General features: G+C 71.8%; 16 protein-coding genes. 1 reads left to right on the top strand and 15 read right to left on the bottom strand.

What is annotated here, in order from left to right; translation table 11 throughout:
* Window positions 1–28 precede the first annotated feature (28 nt).
* Complete coding sequence (locus tag FS793_RS06460; RefSeq protein WP_144719810.1) at window positions 29–1,675, top strand: gamma-glutamyltransferase; 1,647 nt, start codon at window positions 29–31, stop codon at window positions 1,673–1,675.
* Between the two features lie 5 nt (window positions 1,676–1,680).
* Here FS793_RS06460 and FS793_RS06455 read toward each other — a convergent pair whose 3' ends face one another.
* From FS793_RS06455 to prmC, 15 genes are all read right to left on the bottom strand, one after another.
* Window positions 1,681–2,703: a DUF4192 family protein gene (locus FS793_RS06455; protein ID WP_186329360.1), complete on the bottom strand. Its 1,023-nt coding sequence runs from the start codon at window positions 2,701–2,703 to the stop codon at window positions 1,681–1,683.
* Window positions 2,704–2,819: 116 nt separating this feature from the next.
* The gene (locus FS793_RS06450) at window positions 2,820–3,761 is read right to left on the bottom strand and encodes an aldo/keto reductase (protein WP_144719588.1); all 942 of its coding nucleotides are present in this window, start codon (window positions 3,759–3,761) and stop codon (window positions 2,820–2,822) included.
* A 55-nt stretch (window positions 3,762–3,816) separates the two neighbouring features.
* Window positions 3,817–4,419, bottom strand: coding sequence for a YaaA family protein (locus tag FS793_RS06445; RefSeq protein WP_260980051.1), 603 nt, complete (start codon window positions 4,417–4,419; stop codon window positions 3,817–3,819).
* 107 nt (window positions 4,420–4,526) lie between these two features.
* Window positions 4,527–4,784, bottom strand: a complete 258-nt coding sequence (locus FS793_RS06440) for a F0F1 ATP synthase subunit epsilon (RefSeq protein WP_092502193.1) — start codon at window positions 4,782–4,784, stop codon at window positions 4,527–4,529.
* Window positions 4,784–6,238 carry a F0F1 ATP synthase subunit beta gene (atpD, locus tag FS793_RS06435; RefSeq protein WP_144719586.1) on the bottom strand — a complete coding sequence of 485 codons (1,455 nt, stop codon included), beginning with the start codon at window positions 6,236–6,238 and terminating at the stop codon, window positions 4,784–4,786. Before atpD ends, FS793_RS06440 begins: the two co-directional genes overlap by 1 nt.
* A gap of 22 nt (window positions 6,239–6,260) precedes the next feature.
* Window positions 6,261–7,160: a F0F1 ATP synthase subunit gamma gene (locus FS793_RS06430; protein WP_092502197.1), complete on the bottom strand. Its 900-nt coding sequence runs from the start codon at window positions 7,158–7,160 to the stop codon at window positions 6,261–6,263.
* Window positions 7,161–7,165: 5 nt separating this feature from the next.
* Entirely contained in the window at window positions 7,166–8,797 is a 1,632-nt protein-coding gene (gene atpA, locus FS793_RS06425) for a F0F1 ATP synthase subunit alpha (RefSeq protein WP_092502199.1), read from the bottom strand.
* Between the two features lie 18 nt (window positions 8,798–8,815).
* Complete coding sequence (locus FS793_RS06420) at window positions 8,816–9,598, bottom strand: F0F1 ATP synthase subunit delta (RefSeq protein WP_144719585.1); 783 nt, start codon at window positions 9,596–9,598, stop codon at window positions 8,816–8,818.
* Complete coding sequence (locus tag FS793_RS06415; RefSeq protein WP_260980050.1) at window positions 9,595–10,149, bottom strand: F0F1 ATP synthase subunit B; 555 nt, start codon at window positions 10,147–10,149, stop codon at window positions 9,595–9,597. The genes FS793_RS06420 and FS793_RS06415 overlap by 4 nt, the downstream gene beginning before the upstream one ends.
* Before the next feature lie 40 nt (window positions 10,150–10,189).
* Window positions 10,190–10,414 (bottom strand): ATP synthase F0 subunit C, encoded by a 225-nt coding sequence (gene atpE, locus FS793_RS06410; RefSeq protein WP_092502204.1) that lies wholly within the window; start codon window positions 10,412–10,414, stop codon window positions 10,190–10,192.
* A gap of 52 nt (window positions 10,415–10,466) precedes the next feature.
* Window positions 10,467–11,204: a F0F1 ATP synthase subunit A gene (gene atpB / locus FS793_RS06405; RefSeq protein ID WP_260980049.1), complete on the bottom strand. Its 738-nt coding sequence runs from the start codon at window positions 11,202–11,204 to the stop codon at window positions 10,467–10,469.
* 274 nt (window positions 11,205–11,478) lie between these two features.
* Window positions 11,479–11,931 (bottom strand): hypothetical protein, encoded by a 453-nt coding sequence (locus tag FS793_RS06400; protein WP_144719583.1) that lies wholly within the window; start codon window positions 11,929–11,931, stop codon window positions 11,479–11,481.
* The gene (locus tag FS793_RS06395) at window positions 11,928–13,121 is read right to left on the bottom strand and encodes an MraY family glycosyltransferase (protein ID WP_144719582.1); all 1,194 of its coding nucleotides are present in this window, start codon (window positions 13,119–13,121) and stop codon (window positions 11,928–11,930) included. Before FS793_RS06395 ends, FS793_RS06400 begins: the two co-directional genes overlap by 4 nt.
* Entirely contained in the window at window positions 13,118–13,795 is a 678-nt protein-coding gene (locus tag FS793_RS06390) for an L-threonylcarbamoyladenylate synthase (RefSeq protein WP_144719581.1), read from the bottom strand. Before FS793_RS06390 ends, FS793_RS06395 begins: the two co-directional genes overlap by 4 nt.
* An 88-nt stretch (window positions 13,796–13,883) precedes the next feature.
* Entirely contained in the window at window positions 13,884–14,777 is an 894-nt protein-coding gene (gene prmC / locus FS793_RS06385; RefSeq protein WP_144719580.1) for a peptide chain release factor N(5)-glutamine methyltransferase, read from the bottom strand.
* Window positions 14,778–14,811 lie beyond the last annotated feature (34 nt).

The raw sequence follows: 14,811 nt of genomic DNA, 5'->3' as shown, positions 1-14,811 counted from the left end.
GACCCATTGGCTCGCATCGAGCGCCGGCATGGCCGTGCTCGAGCGCGGCGGCAACGCGGCGGACGCGGCGGTCGCCGCCGGCTTCGTGCTGCACGTCGTCGAGCCGCACCTCAACGGGCCGGGCGGCGACCTGCCGGCGATCGTGCACGTGCCGGGCTCCGAGCCGCGCGTGCTGAGCGGCCAGGGCCCGACGGGCGCGGGCGCGACGATCGCGGCGCATCGCGCGCTCGGCGTCGACCACGTGCCGGGCACGGGGCTGCTCGCCGCCGTCGTGCCGGGCGCCGTGCCCGCATGGCTCACGCTGCTGCGCGACCTCGGCACCTGGTCGGTGGCCGACGCGCTGTCGTTCGCGATCGACCTCGCCGACCGCGGGCACCACGTGCTGCCGCGCGTCGCCGCGACGATCGCAGGCAGCGCCGAGCGCTTCCGCACCGAGTGGCCGACGTCGGCCGCGCTGTGGCTCGCCGATGGCGTGCCCGAGCCGTGGCAGCGCATCCGCAACCCGCTGCTCGCGCAGACCTACCGCAGGCTCGCCGATGCGGGTGCCGGCCTCGGCCGCGAGGCCGCGTGCGACGCCGCGATCGCCGCGTGGAGCGAGGGCTTCGTCGCCGAGGCCGTCGACGCGCACGTGCGCACGCCGGTCGTCGACGCGACGGGCGACGCGCATCCCGGGCTGCTGCGCGGCGAGGACATGGCCGCATGGCGACCGACGTGGGAGGCGCCGATCGGCCTCGACTGGCGCGGCCGCCGGGTGCTGAAGTGCGGCGCGTGGACGCAGGGGCCGGCACTGCTCGCGCAGCTCGGCATCCTCGAGCCGCTGCTGCCGACGCGCGCCGATCGGTTCGACGCCGACCTCGTGCACCTCGCGACCGAGGCGGCGAAGCTCGCCTTCGCCGACCGCGACGCGTGGTTCGGCGACGGCGCCGACCTCACGGGCCTGCTCGACGAGCCGTATCTCGCCGAGCGCCGTGCGCTCATCGGCGCCGAGGCGTCGCTCGAGCTGCGCCCCGGCGCGCTGCACGGTGCCCCCCGATTCCCCGCGGTGCAGGTCGAGGGCGCTCAGCGCGCCGCCGGCGCGGGCGAGCCCACGCGCGGCGACACGTGCCACCTCGACGTCGTCGACGCCGACGGCATGGTCATCTCCGCCACGCCGAGCGGTGGCTGGCTGCAGTCGAGCCCGGCGATCGCGGGCCTGGGCTTCTGCCTCGGCACGCGCGCGCAGATGCTGTGGCTCGAGGAGGGGCTCACGACGTCGATGGCGCCGGGCATCCGTCCCCGCACGACCCTCTCCCCCTCGATGGCCCTGCACGACGACGGCACGGTCGCGGCGTTCGGCACGCCGGGCGGCGACCAGCAGGACTCGTGGCAGCTCTCGATGCTGCTCGGCATGGGCGTGCTCGGCCTCGGTCCGCAGGCGGCGATCGACGCGCCCGCGTGGCACACGACGCACCTCGTGTCGTCGTTCGACCCGCGCGTGTGGGAGCCGGGCGGACTGCACGTGGAGTCGCGCCTCGGCACCGACGTCATCGAGGAGCTGCGCCGCCGCGGGCATCGCGTCACCGACGTGGGCGAGTGGAGCCTCGGCAGGCTGAGCCTCGCGAGCCGTGCGCCCGATGGCACCGTGCGCGCGGCGGCGAACCCGCGTGGCGAGCAGGGCTACGCCGTCGTGCGCTGACGACGTCACGACATCGCGGCGCGGTCGGCGGCGACCCACTCGGGCAGCATGCCGGCGTGCAGCACCGTCGCCATGAGCAGCGCCATGCCGTGCTCTGGGTCGTCGCGCAGCGATTCCTCGACGCACGCGGCCGCCGTCCCCGACCGCCCCAGCAGCCAGTGCAGCGACGCGAGCATGACGAGCGGCGCGGCGCGCATGCCCGTCGGCGCGACGGCGGCGACGTGCTCGAGCAGGCCGACGCCGCGCTCGACGCGGTCGCGGTCCGGCGCGGCCCCCATGCCCAGCAGTCGATCGGCGCCCGCCGGGGAACCCTCGCCGCGCTGCAGCGCGTGGGCCTCGACCCCGGCCGCGAGTCCGTCGAGCAGCTGGCACGTCGTCGCGTCGCGGATCGCGGGATGCTGCACGAGCGCCAGCACCGTGGCGGCCTGCTCGGGCGAGAGCACCGCCGCGTGCAGTGCGAGCTCCACGGCGACCACGGGTTCGTCGAGCGCCGCCCGCATCGCCCCGGACTCCACGGCCGCCTCCAGCGCATCCGCGACCGCGAGGCACCGCGCGGGCGACGCGGGCTCGGGCACGCGCGGCGCGGGCGTGGGTGCGAGGAACGGCAGCCCGTCGGTGAGCTCGAGCTCGGCGAGCGGGCCGCGCGCCGCCTGCGGCTGCGCGTAGTCGCCCCACGCATCCGCCGATTGGCACAGCCGTGCGCGCACGGGCACGCGGGCGCGGCGGCACGCAGCGACGAGCGCCCGCACGAGCGCGCGGTGCGGCAGCGCACCGGCGCCGACGACGCGGTCGGTCACGACGGCGATCGCGATGCCGTCGGGCTCTGCGTCGAGCAGCGACCCCACGACGTCGTCGGCCCACGGCACGAGGGCGCCGCGCGGCAGCACGGGGATGTCGCAGCGCAGCGCCATGCCCGTGCGCGATCCGTGGAACGGCACGAGCACGATCGAGCGTGCGATGGCGGGTCCCGCGAGATGCGGGAGGGCGAGCAGGAGCTGCTGGGGCGACGACGCGCGGACGATCTGCATGCCGGGGAGCATGGGAGGCGCACCCGACACCGGCACCCGCCGACGAGCGCGCCTGTGGATCGCCGTGCGCGCGCCCGCGCGGTGGAGCCGGGACTCCCCTGCGCTCGCGGGGCTCGCTACGAGAAGAGGTCGGAGATCGCGGCGACGACGTCGGCGCCCATGCGCGCCTCGCCGGCGGCGACGTTCTGCGCGATCTGCTCGGGCTTGGTCGCGCCGGCGATGACCGAGACGACGGGCTCCTGCGCGAGCAGCCACGCGAAGGTGGCCTCGAGCATCGTCAGTCCGGCGTCGCGCGCGATGCGGTCGTACTCCTCGAGCTGCGTCCAGTCGACGCCCTCGAGCAGCTGCGGCTTGATGCGCGTCAGGCGACCGTCATGCGGCTGCTCCGTGCGCGTGTACTTGCCGGAGAGCAGGCCGTTGTACAGCGGGAAGTACGGCAGGAAGCCCAGCCCCGCCTCGCGGGCGGCGGGCAGCACGTCGGCCTCGACGCCGCGCGCCAGCAGGCTGTACTCGTCCTGCGCCGTCACGAAGCCGTTCGGCGACTGCACGGCCGCCGCCTCGCGGATCTGCTCGCCCGACAGGTTCGAGTGGCCGTAGGCGCGGATCTTGCCGGCCTCGACGAGCTCGTCGAGGGCGTCGATCGTGGTCGCGATCGGCGTCTCGGGGTCGGGCGTGTGCAGCTGGTACAGGTCGATCCAGTCGGTCTGCAGGCGCGTGAGCGACGCGTCGACCGCGTTGCGGATGTAGCGGCGCTCGCCCTTGGGGCCCCAGTCCTCGCTGCCGGGGATCGGGAAGTCCTGATGGCCCCACTTCGTCGCGAGCACGACCTGGTCGCGCCTGCCCTTGAGCGCGTTGCCCAGCAGACGCTCGCTCGTCGTCGGCGGCACGCCGTACATGTCGGCGGTGTCGAGCAGCGTGATGCCGTGGTCGATGGCCGCGTGCACGAGGCGATCGGTGCCCGCCTGCTCCTCGGTCGCCGTGCCGGGCCTGCCGAGGTTGTTGAGGCCGAGGCCGACCGAGCTGACGACGATGGCACTGGTTCCGAGGGTTCGGCGCATCCCACCAGCCTATGCGGGTCGTCGCGGTCTCGGTCGCGCTCTGCGCGAACCGGGCTCAGCCGAGCCCGGACGCCGTCGCGACCAGCTCGAGCCGGTCGTCGGCGAGCGCTCGCAGACGGATCCCGCGCTCCGCCGCCCACGACGCGAGGTCGTGCGCGCTCCTCGCCGCGAGCCCCGACTCCGCCATGCGCCGCACGAGCGCACCCTTGGCGTGCTTGTTCCAGTGGTTGAGGGCCGCGCCGTCCTCGCCGACGACGTCGACGGCGATGGCGCCGGGCACCGGTGCGACGTCGACGTACGCCTTCGAGCGCAGGTCGACGACCGTCTCGCCCGCGAGCACGGCGCCCGCATCCGCCCACGCGCCGCGGAGCGGCCCCTTGAGGTCGCTCGACGAGCAGCGGTACGAGGGGATGCGGTCGCTCGCGCGCACGAGGCCCCACAGCGCCGAGCCGACGACGACGTGCCGGTCGACCCAGGCTCGCGCACCGGGCTCGAGCGACGCGGCGTCGAGCGCGTCGTACAGCACGCCCTCGTAGCGCTCGATCGCGGGCATGGTCGGCGACGAGCGCAGCGCGCGGTCGTCGTCGATCCAGCGCTGCCGCGCCGGCGTCGGCGCTGGCGGCGCCCCGATCGCCATCGCGATCGTCGCGTCGAGCACGCGTTCGCGCGTCGAGGACAGGGGCGGGAACGCCAGTGCGCCGAGGTCCAGCATGGACCCCGGCGCACCGCCCGCCGCCTTCGTCTCGGAAGGGGGCAGGATGACGATCACGCGAGCTGCGCGTGCCTTGCGACGATCTCGACCCGGTCGTGGTCGACCGACAGGAAGCCGTCCGCCGCGTCGACCGCGATGGGGGCGCCGTCGATCGGCGTCACGCGCACCTGACCCTCGGCGAGCACGGCCAGCACGGGCTCATGGCCCGAGAGGATGCCGATCTCACCCTCGACCGTGCGTGCGGAGACCTGGCTGGCGTCGCCCGACCAGACCTCGGCCTCGGCCGAGACGATGCTGACGGCGAGTGCCATCAGCCGTTCTCCTTCTGGATCTGCGCCCACTTCTCCTCGACGTCCGTGATGGCACCGACGTTGAAGAAGGCCTGCTCGGAGACGTGGTCGAACTCGCCCTTGGAGATCGCGTCGAACGACTCGATCGTGTCCTTGAGCGGCACGGTGGAGCCCTCGACGCCCGTGAACTTCTTCGCCATGTACGTGTTCTGCGAGAGGAACTGCTCGATGCGACGTGCACGCGACACGACGATCTTGTCCTCCTCGGAGAGCTCGTCGACGCCGAGGATGGCGATGATCTCCTGCAGCTCCTTGTTCTTCTGCAGGATCTGCTTCACCGTCGTGGCCACGCGGTAGTGGTCCTCGCCGATGTAGCGCGGGTCGAGGATGCGGCTCGTCGACGTGAGCGGGTCGACGGCCGGGTAGAGGCCCTTCGACGCGATCGCACGGCTGAGCTCCGTCGTCGCGTCGAGGTGCGCGAACGTCGTGGCGGGGGCCGGGTCGGTGTAGTCGTCGGCCGGCACGTAGATCGCCTGCAGCGACGTGATCGAGTGGCCGCGCGTCGAGGTGATGCGCTCCTGCAGGAGGCCCATCTCGTCGGCGAGGTTCGGCTGGTAGCCCACGGCGGAGGGCATGCGGCCCAGCAGCGTCGACACCTCGGAGCCCGCCTGCGTGAAGCGGAAGATGTTGTCGATGAAGAGCAGCACGTCCTGCTTCTGCACGTCGCGGAAGTACTCCGCCATCGTGAGGGCCGACAGGGCGACGCGCAGACGCGTCCCCGGCGGCTCGTCCATCTGGCCGAAGACGAGGGCGGTCTTGTCGAAGACGCCCGCCTCCTCCATCTCGTGGATGAGGTCGTTGCCCTCACGCGTGCGCTCGCCGACGCCGGCGAACACCGACACGCCACCGTGGTCCTGCGCGACGCGCTGGATCATCTCCTGGATGAGGACCGTCTTGCCGACGCCCGCACCGCCGAAGAGGCCGATCTTGCCACCCTGCACGTACGGCGTGAGGAGGTCGATGACCTTGATGCCGGTCTCGAAGAGCTGCGTCTTCGACTCGAGCTGGTCGAACGCGGGCGCCTTGCGGTGGATGGGCCACCGCTCGGTGACCTCGATCGTCTCGCCCTCGGCGAGGTTCAGGGCCTCGCCGATGACGTTGAAGACCTTGCCCTTGGTGACGTCGCCGACGGGCACCGTGATGGGCTCGCCGGTGTCGCGCACCTCCTGGCCGCGGACGAGGCCGTCGGTCGGCTTGAGGGCGATGGCGCGCACGAGGTCGTCGCCGAGGTGCTGCGCGACCTCGAGCGTGATGGTCTGCGTCTCGGTGCCCTCGCCGAACGACACGTCGGTCTTCAGCGCGCTGTAGATGCCGGGGATGGCGTCGTGCGGGAACTCGATGTCGACGACCGGGCCCGTGACGCGCGCGATGCGGCCGACGGCTGCCTGCGTGGCTGCTGCTTCCGTGATGGTCATGCTTCCAGGTGCCTTTCGTGGCTTACTTCGCCGAGCCGAGGGCGTCCGCGCCGCCCACGATCTCGGAGATCTGCTGCGTGATCTCTGCCTGACGCGCGTTGTTGCGGAGGCGCGTGTAGTCGGTGATGAGCGTGTCCGCGTTGTCGGAGGCCGACTTCATCGCCTTCTGCGTCGCGGCCTGCTTCGAGGCTGCGGACTGCAGGAGGGCGTTGAAGATGCGGCTCTCGACGTAGACGGGCAGGAGCGCGTCGAGCACGCGGCCCGGCTCCGGCTCGAACTCGTAGAGCGGGAAGTGCTCGCCGTCGGTCGCGTCGTCGGCTGCGTCGACGATCTCGAGGGGCAGCAGACGCACGGTCTGCGGCTCCTGCGTCATCATGCTGACGAAGCGGTTGTAGACGACGTGGATCTCGTCGACGCCACCGTCGGCCGAGCCCTTGACGTACGACTCGATGACGGCGTCGGCGATCTCCTTGGCCAGGTCGGCCGTGGGCACGTCGGTCTCGCCCGTCCAGTCGCGCACCGCGGCACGGCGACGGAACTGGAAGTACTGCACCGCCTTGCGGCCGACCAGGTAGTGCTCGACCTCCTTGCCCTGCGCCTCGAGCTGCGCCCGCAGCTCGCCGGCCTCGCGGAGGATCTGCGAGTTGAACGCGCCGGCGAGGCCGCGGTCGCTCGTGAGGACCACGATCGCGCTGCGGCGGATCTCGTCGCGCTCGAGCGTGAGGTCGTGGACCTCGTTCGAGTACGTCGCGACCGCGCTCACGGCACGCGTGATGGCGCGTGCGTACGGCGAGGAGGCCTCGACCCGCGCCAGCGCCTTCTGGATGCGCGACGCGGCGATGAGCTCCATCGCCTTCGTGATCTTCTTGGTCGTCTGCGCAGACTTGATCTTCTGCGTGTAGACCCTGAGCTGGGCTCCCATGAGGCTTAGCGCTTGCCCTTCACGATCTGCGCCTGGTTGACGTCCTCGAGCGGCATCTGCTCGGAGGAGTCGTCACCCAGGATCGAGTCGGACTCGTCGGCGACGAAGCCGGCGGCGAACGCATCGACCTCGGACTCGAGCGTCTTCAGCGTCTCGTCGTCCAGGACGTTCGTGTCGCGCAGCGTCGTCAGCACGGTGGAGTTGCGACGCAGGTGGTCGAGCAGCTCCGCCTCGAAGCGCAGCACCTCGCTCACGGGCACGTCGTCCATCTTGCCGTTCGTGCCCGCCCAGATCGAGACGACCTGCTCCTCGACCGGGTACGGCGAGTACTGCGGCTGCTTCAGCAGCTCGGTGAGGCGAGCGCCTCGAGCGAGCTGACGACGCGACGCGGCATCGAGGTCGGATGCGAACATCGCGAACGCCTCGAGCGAGCGGTACTGGGCCAGCTCGAGCTTGAGCGTGCCGGAGACCTTCTTGATCGACTTGACCTGCGCGTCGCCACCGACTCGCGAGACCGAGATGCCGACGTCGACCGCGGGACGCTGGTTGGCGTTGAAGAGGTCGGACTGCAGGAAGATCTGGCCATCGGTGATCGAGATCACGTTGGTCGGGATGTACGCCGAGACGTCGTTGGCCTTCGTCTCGATGATGGGCAGGCCCGTCATCGAGCCGGCGCCGAGGGCGTCGGAGAGCTTCGCGCAACGCTCCAGCAGACGGGAGTGCAGGTAGAAGACGTCGCCAGGGTATGCCTCGCGGCCCGGCGGGCGACGCAGCAGCAGCGACACGGCACGGTAGGCCTCGGCCTGCTTCGACAGGTCGTCGAAGATGATCAGGACGTGCTTGCCCTCGTACATCCAGTGCTGGCCGATGGCCGAGCCCGTGTACGGCGCGAGGTACTTGAAGCCGGCGGGGTCAGACGCGGGAGCGGCGACGATCGTCGTGTACTCCATGGCGCCGGCCTCCTCGAGCGCACCCTTGACGGAGGCGATCGTGGAGCCCTTCTGACCGACGGCGACGTAGATGCAGCGAACCTGCTTCGAGACGTCGCCCGACTCCCAGTTGGCCTTCTGGTTGATGATCGTGTCGATCGCGATCGCCGTCTTGCCGGTCTGGCGGTCGCCGATGATCAGCTGACGCTGACCGCGGCCGACGGGGATCATGGCGTCGATGGCCTTGATGCCGGTCTGCATGGGCTCGTGGACCGACTTGCGGTCCATGACGCCTGCAGCCTGCAGCTCGAGCGCACGACGACCGGTCGAGGCGATGTCGCCGAGGCCGTCGATCGGGGCGCCGAGCGGGTCGACGACGCGGCCGAGGTAGCCGTCGCCGACGGGGACCGAGAGGACCTCGCCGGTGCGGGTGACCTCGAGGCCCTCGACGATGCCGCCGAACTCGCCGAGCACGACGACGCCGATCTCGGTCTCGTCGAGGTTCTGGGCGAGGCCGAGCGTGCCGTCCGCGAAGCGGACGAGCTCGTTGGCCATGACGCCGGGAAGGCCCTCGACGTGGGCGATGCCGTCGGCGGCGTCGGTGACGCGACCGACCTCGCTCGTCGACGAGGCCTTGGCCTCGTACGAGGCCACGAAGTCGCTCAGCGCACCCTTGATGTCATCGGGGCTGATGGTGATCTCTGCCATTGCTTCTCCTCGTGTGACCTAGGCCAGCCGCAGCCGGAGGTCGGTGAACTTCGAGCGGATCGTGCCGTCGATGACGTCGTCCGCGACCGCGACCCGGAGGCCGCCGATGATCTGGGGGTCGACGACCTGCTGCACCTGCAGGCGTCGTCCGTAGCGCTGCGAGAGGCTCGTCTCGAGCCTGCGCAGCTGCGCGTCCGGCAGGGGCACGGCGGTCGTGACCGTCGCGATCCCGGCGCCGGCGGCGTCGGCGACCGTCTCGGCCGCCTGCGCGAGCAGCGCGCCGATGCGGCGGCCGCGCGGCGAGCGCACGAGGTGGTCGAGGATCACGAGGGTCGACTCCGAGGCCCGGCCCGCGAGCAGACGCTCGACCACGAGGGCCTTGTCGTCGGCCGCGCCGAGCAGGCCGCCGAGCGCGAGCTCGAGGTCGGCGTCGCCCGCGACGATCTCGCGGAACTGGTGGATCTCGCTCGCGACGTCGACGTCGGCCGCCGTCGCCGCGATGCGGATGCCCGCGTCCTCGAGGCCTGCGAGCAGGTCGGCGCCCGAGGACCAGCGCTGCGCGGCGGCGACGCCGAGCAGGCGACGCGCCTCTGCGCCGAGCGAGCCGAAGACCCGCGCCACGATCGCGTCGCGGTCGGCGCTCGTGCCGTTCGTGTCGACGAGCGCCGCGAGCAGCTGCGGCGTGCGCTCGATGGCGCGTGCCGCCTGCAGCACCTCGCGGGCGTCGGAGACGCCGGCGCCCGACGACGCCTGCACGGCGCTCGTCAGGGCGCCGAGCGCCTCACGGGTGGCGGACCTCACCGGCGACCAGCCTCCTCGGCCTCGAGGTCCGCGAGGAAGCGGTCCACGATGCCAGCGGCACGCTGCTCGTCGAGCGACTCGCCGACGACCTTCTCGGACAGGTCGAGCGCGAGCACGCCGACCTCCTGGCGCAGCGACTGCACGGCGGCCTGGCGCTCGGCCTCGATCTGCGCACGGGCGGTGGCGCCGACGCGGTCGGCCTCCTCCTGCGCGGCGACCTTGAGCTCCGCGAGGATCTGCGCACCCTCGGCGCGCGCCTTCTCGCGGATCTGCGACGCCTCGGCACGAGCCTCGGCGAGGATCGCGGCGTTCTCCTCGACGGAGGCCTTCGCCTTCGCCTCGGCCGCCTCGGCGCGCTCGAGCGCGCCCTCGATGGCGTCGCGACGTGCGTCGAGCGCCTTGTTCAGCTTGGGCACGAGCCACAGGAAGAACACGAGGACGATCGCGAAGACGACCGCGCTCCAGACGATGTCGTAGATCGCGGGGATCAGCGGGTTGGGCGAGGCCTCACCGTGCTCATCCGCCATCACGACGGGGAATGCGAGCTGCATCCCGACTCCTTTTCCTTGGAGACCGCTAGGCGGTCGGCGATCAGGCCGGGGCGGTGAACGGGATGAAGCCCGTTGCGATGGCGATGAACGCCAGTGCCTCGGTGAATGCGATGCCGAGGAACATGAGGCCCGTCAGGCGGCCCTGGAGCTCGGGCTGGCGAGCGACCGACTCGATCGTCTTGCCGACGATGATGCCCACGCCGATGGCGGAGCCGATGGACGCGAGGCCGAATGCGATCGGGGCGAGGTAGCCGACGATGTTCATTGGTGCGGTTCCTTTCTGGAGGTTGCTGTACGACCGGGTTGGGGTCGGACGATCAGTGCTCGTCGGCCAGCGCGAGCTGGATGTAGACGGCAGCGAGGTAGGTGAAGACGTACGCCTGCAGCACGGCCACGAGGATCTCGAACAGCGTGAACGCGAGGCCGAAGGCCAGCGTGCCGATGCCGAGGAGCCCGAGGAAGTCGCCGTAGGCGAGCATCGAGAGGAAGAAGAAGTGCGTCGCCGCGAAGCACAGCACCAGCAGCAGGTGGCCGGCGACCATGTTCATGAGGAGTCGCAGGGCGAGCGTGACGGGACGCAGCACGAAGGTCGAGAGGAACTCGATCGGCGTCACGATGATGTAGATCGGCAGCGGCACGCCCGACGGGAACAGCGAGTTCTTGAGGAACGCGCCGGGGTGCTTCTTGAGGCCCGCGTAGATGAACAGCACGTAGGCGACGAGCGCGAGCACGAGCGGCATGCCGATCACCGAGGTGCCCGCGATGTTCAGCCCGGGGATGATGCCCGTGATGTTCATCGCGAGGATGCCGAAGAACATGGCCATGAGCACCGGCATGAACCGGCGGCCGTCCTTCTCGCCGAGCGTGTCGATGATCACGTTCTGGCGCACGAACCCGAGCAGGAACTCGGCACCGGCCTGGAACCGCGTGGGCACGATGCGCATGTTGCGCACGGCGAGCCACAGGATCAGCATCATCACGGCGACCGCGAGGAAGCGGATGAGCATGATGCGGTTCAGGCCGAAGATCGGCTCCTCGGCGCCCGTCAGGCCCACGGCCGTCGGATCCGTGAGGAGGAAGACCTCAGGGAAGAACTCCGACAGGCTCGGCGGGTGGAACGGCTCGGGCTCGGGAGCGGCGGCGGAAATGGCCAGCAGGGGAAGCGCGCTCAGCGGGGTCTCCGTCGGTCACGGCGCGTCACGGCGCCATAGGTCGTCGTCGTACAGATCGTGGTCCCTGATCGAGTCCCGTTCGCTGCGCATCCTGAGGGCGCGGAGCATGAGGGATCAACCTGGGGGATCGCTTCGAAGCCTAGCAGAAGCCAGGGCGTCAGCGGCGTGCCGGCCGCCCCTGGGTCTCCTCCTCGGCGGGCTCGTCGACCGTGGGCTGCCGCGAGCGGCCGATCACGAGCACGTCGACCACGAGCGAGCCGAGCACGGCCGCGAGCATCGTGCCGAACACGACGCCGCCGGCGAGCCACGCCTGGCCCTGCAGCCACGTCATGAAGACGAGGAAGAGGATGAACTTCAGCAGCATGCCGCCGAGCAGCACGCCGAAGAAGCCGGCGTGCAGCAGCTCGCCGCGCGAGACCTTGAAGCCCACGATGACCGAGACGGCCGTGAGCGAGAGGAAGGCGATCGCGATGGCGGTGCCGACGAGGGCGCTCACGACGCCCGTCCATCCGGCCACCACGAATCCCGCGATGCCGCCGATGACCGCGATGGCGAGGGCCAGCAGCCCGCCGTACGCGAGCACGCGGCGCATGACGTCCTGGATGGTCATCGTCGCTCCCCTGCCTCGACCGTTCGTCGCCTCCTGCTGCGCGCCCGGCGCTCTGCCGCACGCAGCCTCGCGAGACGCCTGGCGGAGTGCCAGACCCGGCGGCTCACGGGCAATGCCGTGAGGACCGCGCAGACGAGGAAGCCGAGACCGATGATACCGGCTGCGACCCACTCGTCGAGGAAGAGGAACAGGAGGCAGCCCAGCGAGACCACGATCGTCCACGAGTAGAAGATCAGCACGGCGCCCAGGTGCGTGTGGCCCATGTCGAGCAGCCGGTGGTGCAGGTGCTTGCGATCGGCGGCGAAGGGGCTCTGGCCGTTGAGCAGCCTGCGCAGCACCGCGAGCACGAAGTCGAGCAGCGGCAGCGCGAGGATCGCGAACGGCAGCAGCACGGGGATGAAGGCGGGGAGGATCTGCGAGCGGCCGCCGAGCACGGTGAGGTCGATCTGCCCCGTGACCGAGATCGCAGCCGTCGCGGTGAGCAGGCCCACCATGAGCGCGCCGGCGTCGCCCATGAACATCTTCGCCTTGTGCCAGTTGAGCGGCAGGAACCCGATGCAGGCGCCGATCACGACGGCGGTGATGATGCTCGCGACCGAGAAGTAGGCCTCCGCCTGGCCCAGCGAGCGGCTGATGATCCAGATGTAGGCGAAGAACGCGGCGGAGCCGATGATCGTGGTGCCCGCGACGAGCGCGTCGAGGCCGTCGATGAAGTTCACGGCGTTCATGACGAGCACGATCGTGACGACCGTCAGCACGATCGACATCTGCGACGAGCCCACGGCGATGCCGCCGAACGGGTTCGGCGTCGACGTGATGCGCACGACGAAGAAGGCGACGACGCCGGCTGCGACGAGCTGCGCGCCGAGCTTGACCATCCAGTCGAGGTCGAGCAGGTCGTCGAGCACGCCGACCGTGACGATGAAGCCCGTGGCGCACAGCAGCGCGACGATCTTGTGCGGCTCGGCGTAGGCGGCCTGGAACTGCGGCACGAACGCGCCGGCCGTGAGCGCGGCGACGACGCCCGTGAACATCGCGACGCCGCCCAGGCGAGGCGTGGGCTTCGCATGGACGTCGCGCTCGCGCACGGGCGGATGGATGCCGCGCGCGAGCGCGAACCGCAGCGTGCCGAGGCTCATGAGCCACGTGACGACGGCGGCGAGCAGCGCGACCGCGACGAAGAGGGTCATGGCGCGAGCGCCTCGCCCACGACCTCGGCGATGCGCTCGCGCGACAGCACACCCTGGCGGACGATGCGGATGCGCTCCCCCGTCGCGTCGACGATCGTCGAGCCGTTCTGCGCCCGCTCCCCGTCGGCGTGCGGCTCGTAGCCCTCGCCCACGGTGCCGGCGTCGAGCACGACGGCGACCGACTCGGCGAGCGCCTCGGCGGGTGCTGCGGCGGAGGTGGATGCGGGCTCGCCGTGGCGGTTGGCGCTCGAGACCGCGAGCGGACCCGTCTCGGCGAGGAGGCCCAGCGCGACGTCGTTCGCAGGCATGCGCAGCGCGACGGTGCCCTTCGTCTCGCCGAGGTCCCACGACAGGCTCGGCTGCGCGCGCACGATGATCGTGAGCGGACCGGGCCAGAACGCGTCGGCGAGGGCGCGCACGTCGTCGGAGACGCGCTCGGCGAGGGCCGTGAGCGTGGCGATGTCGGGCACGAGCACCGGAGGGGGCGACTGACGGTCGCGGCCCTTCGCGGCGAGCAGGCCTGCGACAGCGTCGGGGCTGAACGCGTCGGCCGCGATGCCGTAGACCGTGTCGGTCGGCATGATCACGAGGCCGCCGGTCTGCAGCGTCTGCCTCGCCGCGCGCACGCCCGCCAGGAGGCTCGTGGGCACGCTGCAGTCGAAGGTCTCGGGCACGCATCCATCGTACGGTCGCCCGGCTGCGACGGCCGTCAGGCGGTCGGCGGCATCCCTCGGCGTCGACGGACGCGGGGCGACGACGCCGTCAGCGCCGCGCAGTCGTGATGCGGTCGCGCCCCGTGAGGTCGGGATGGGTCGCGGCGTCGTGCCAGCCGGCGGCCGAGAGCACGGCGCGCACGCCCCCGCCCTGCTCCTCGCCGTGCTCGAGCGCGATGCCGCCGCCCGCGCGCACCATGCGCAGGCCGACGTCGGCGAGCGCGCGCACGACGTCGAGGCCGTCGTCGCCCGAGTAGAGCGCGAGCGCCGGATCGTGCAGCCGCACCTCGGGATCGCGCGGCACGGCAGCGGCAGGCACGTACGGCGGGTTCGACACGAGCACGTCGACGGCGCCCACGACGTCGGGCAGCAGCGCGTCGAGCTCGGCGACGTCGCCCTGCACGAGTCGGATGCTCGGCGCGAGCGCATCGACGTTGCGCCGCGTCCACGCGATGGCGTCGTCGGAGAGCTCGACGGCGTGCACCTGCGTCGCGGGACGCTCCGTCGCGATCGCGATGGCGACGGCGCCGGAGCCCGCGCACGCGTCGACGACGATCGAGGGCGCGTCCGCCGCATCCGCACGGCGCGCAGCCAGCAGCGCGAGCGCGTGGTCGACGAGCACCTCGGTCTCGGGACGGGGCGTGAAGACGCCGGGGCCGACCGCGAGCGAGACGTGGCGGAAGTGGGCCTCGCCCGTGAGGTGCTGCAGCGGCTCGCGCTCGCCGCGGCGGGCGACGAGCGCCCCGAGCGCGCGAGCGTCGTCGGGAGCGATCTCGGCGCCGCGCAGCATGCGCATCCGCAGCTCCCCCAGGCTCGTGCCGAGCACGTGAGCCGCGAGGATCTCGGCATCGGGACCGACGACCCCGACCCGCGCGAGGGCGTCGCGTGCGGCGGTCACGGTCGCGCGGAGGTCGGGCACCTCGGCACCGTACCCTGAAGGCATCCCCATCCGTGCGCGCGGTCAGGGTCGAACGGCT

The organism is Agrococcus jejuensis (assembly GCF_007679035.1).
In the GTDB taxonomy this organism is placed as follows: Bacteria; Actinomycetota; Actinomycetes; order Actinomycetales; family Microbacteriaceae; genus Agrococcus; species Agrococcus jejuensis_A.
This window is presented reverse-complemented; position numbering and strand designations above follow the sequence as displayed.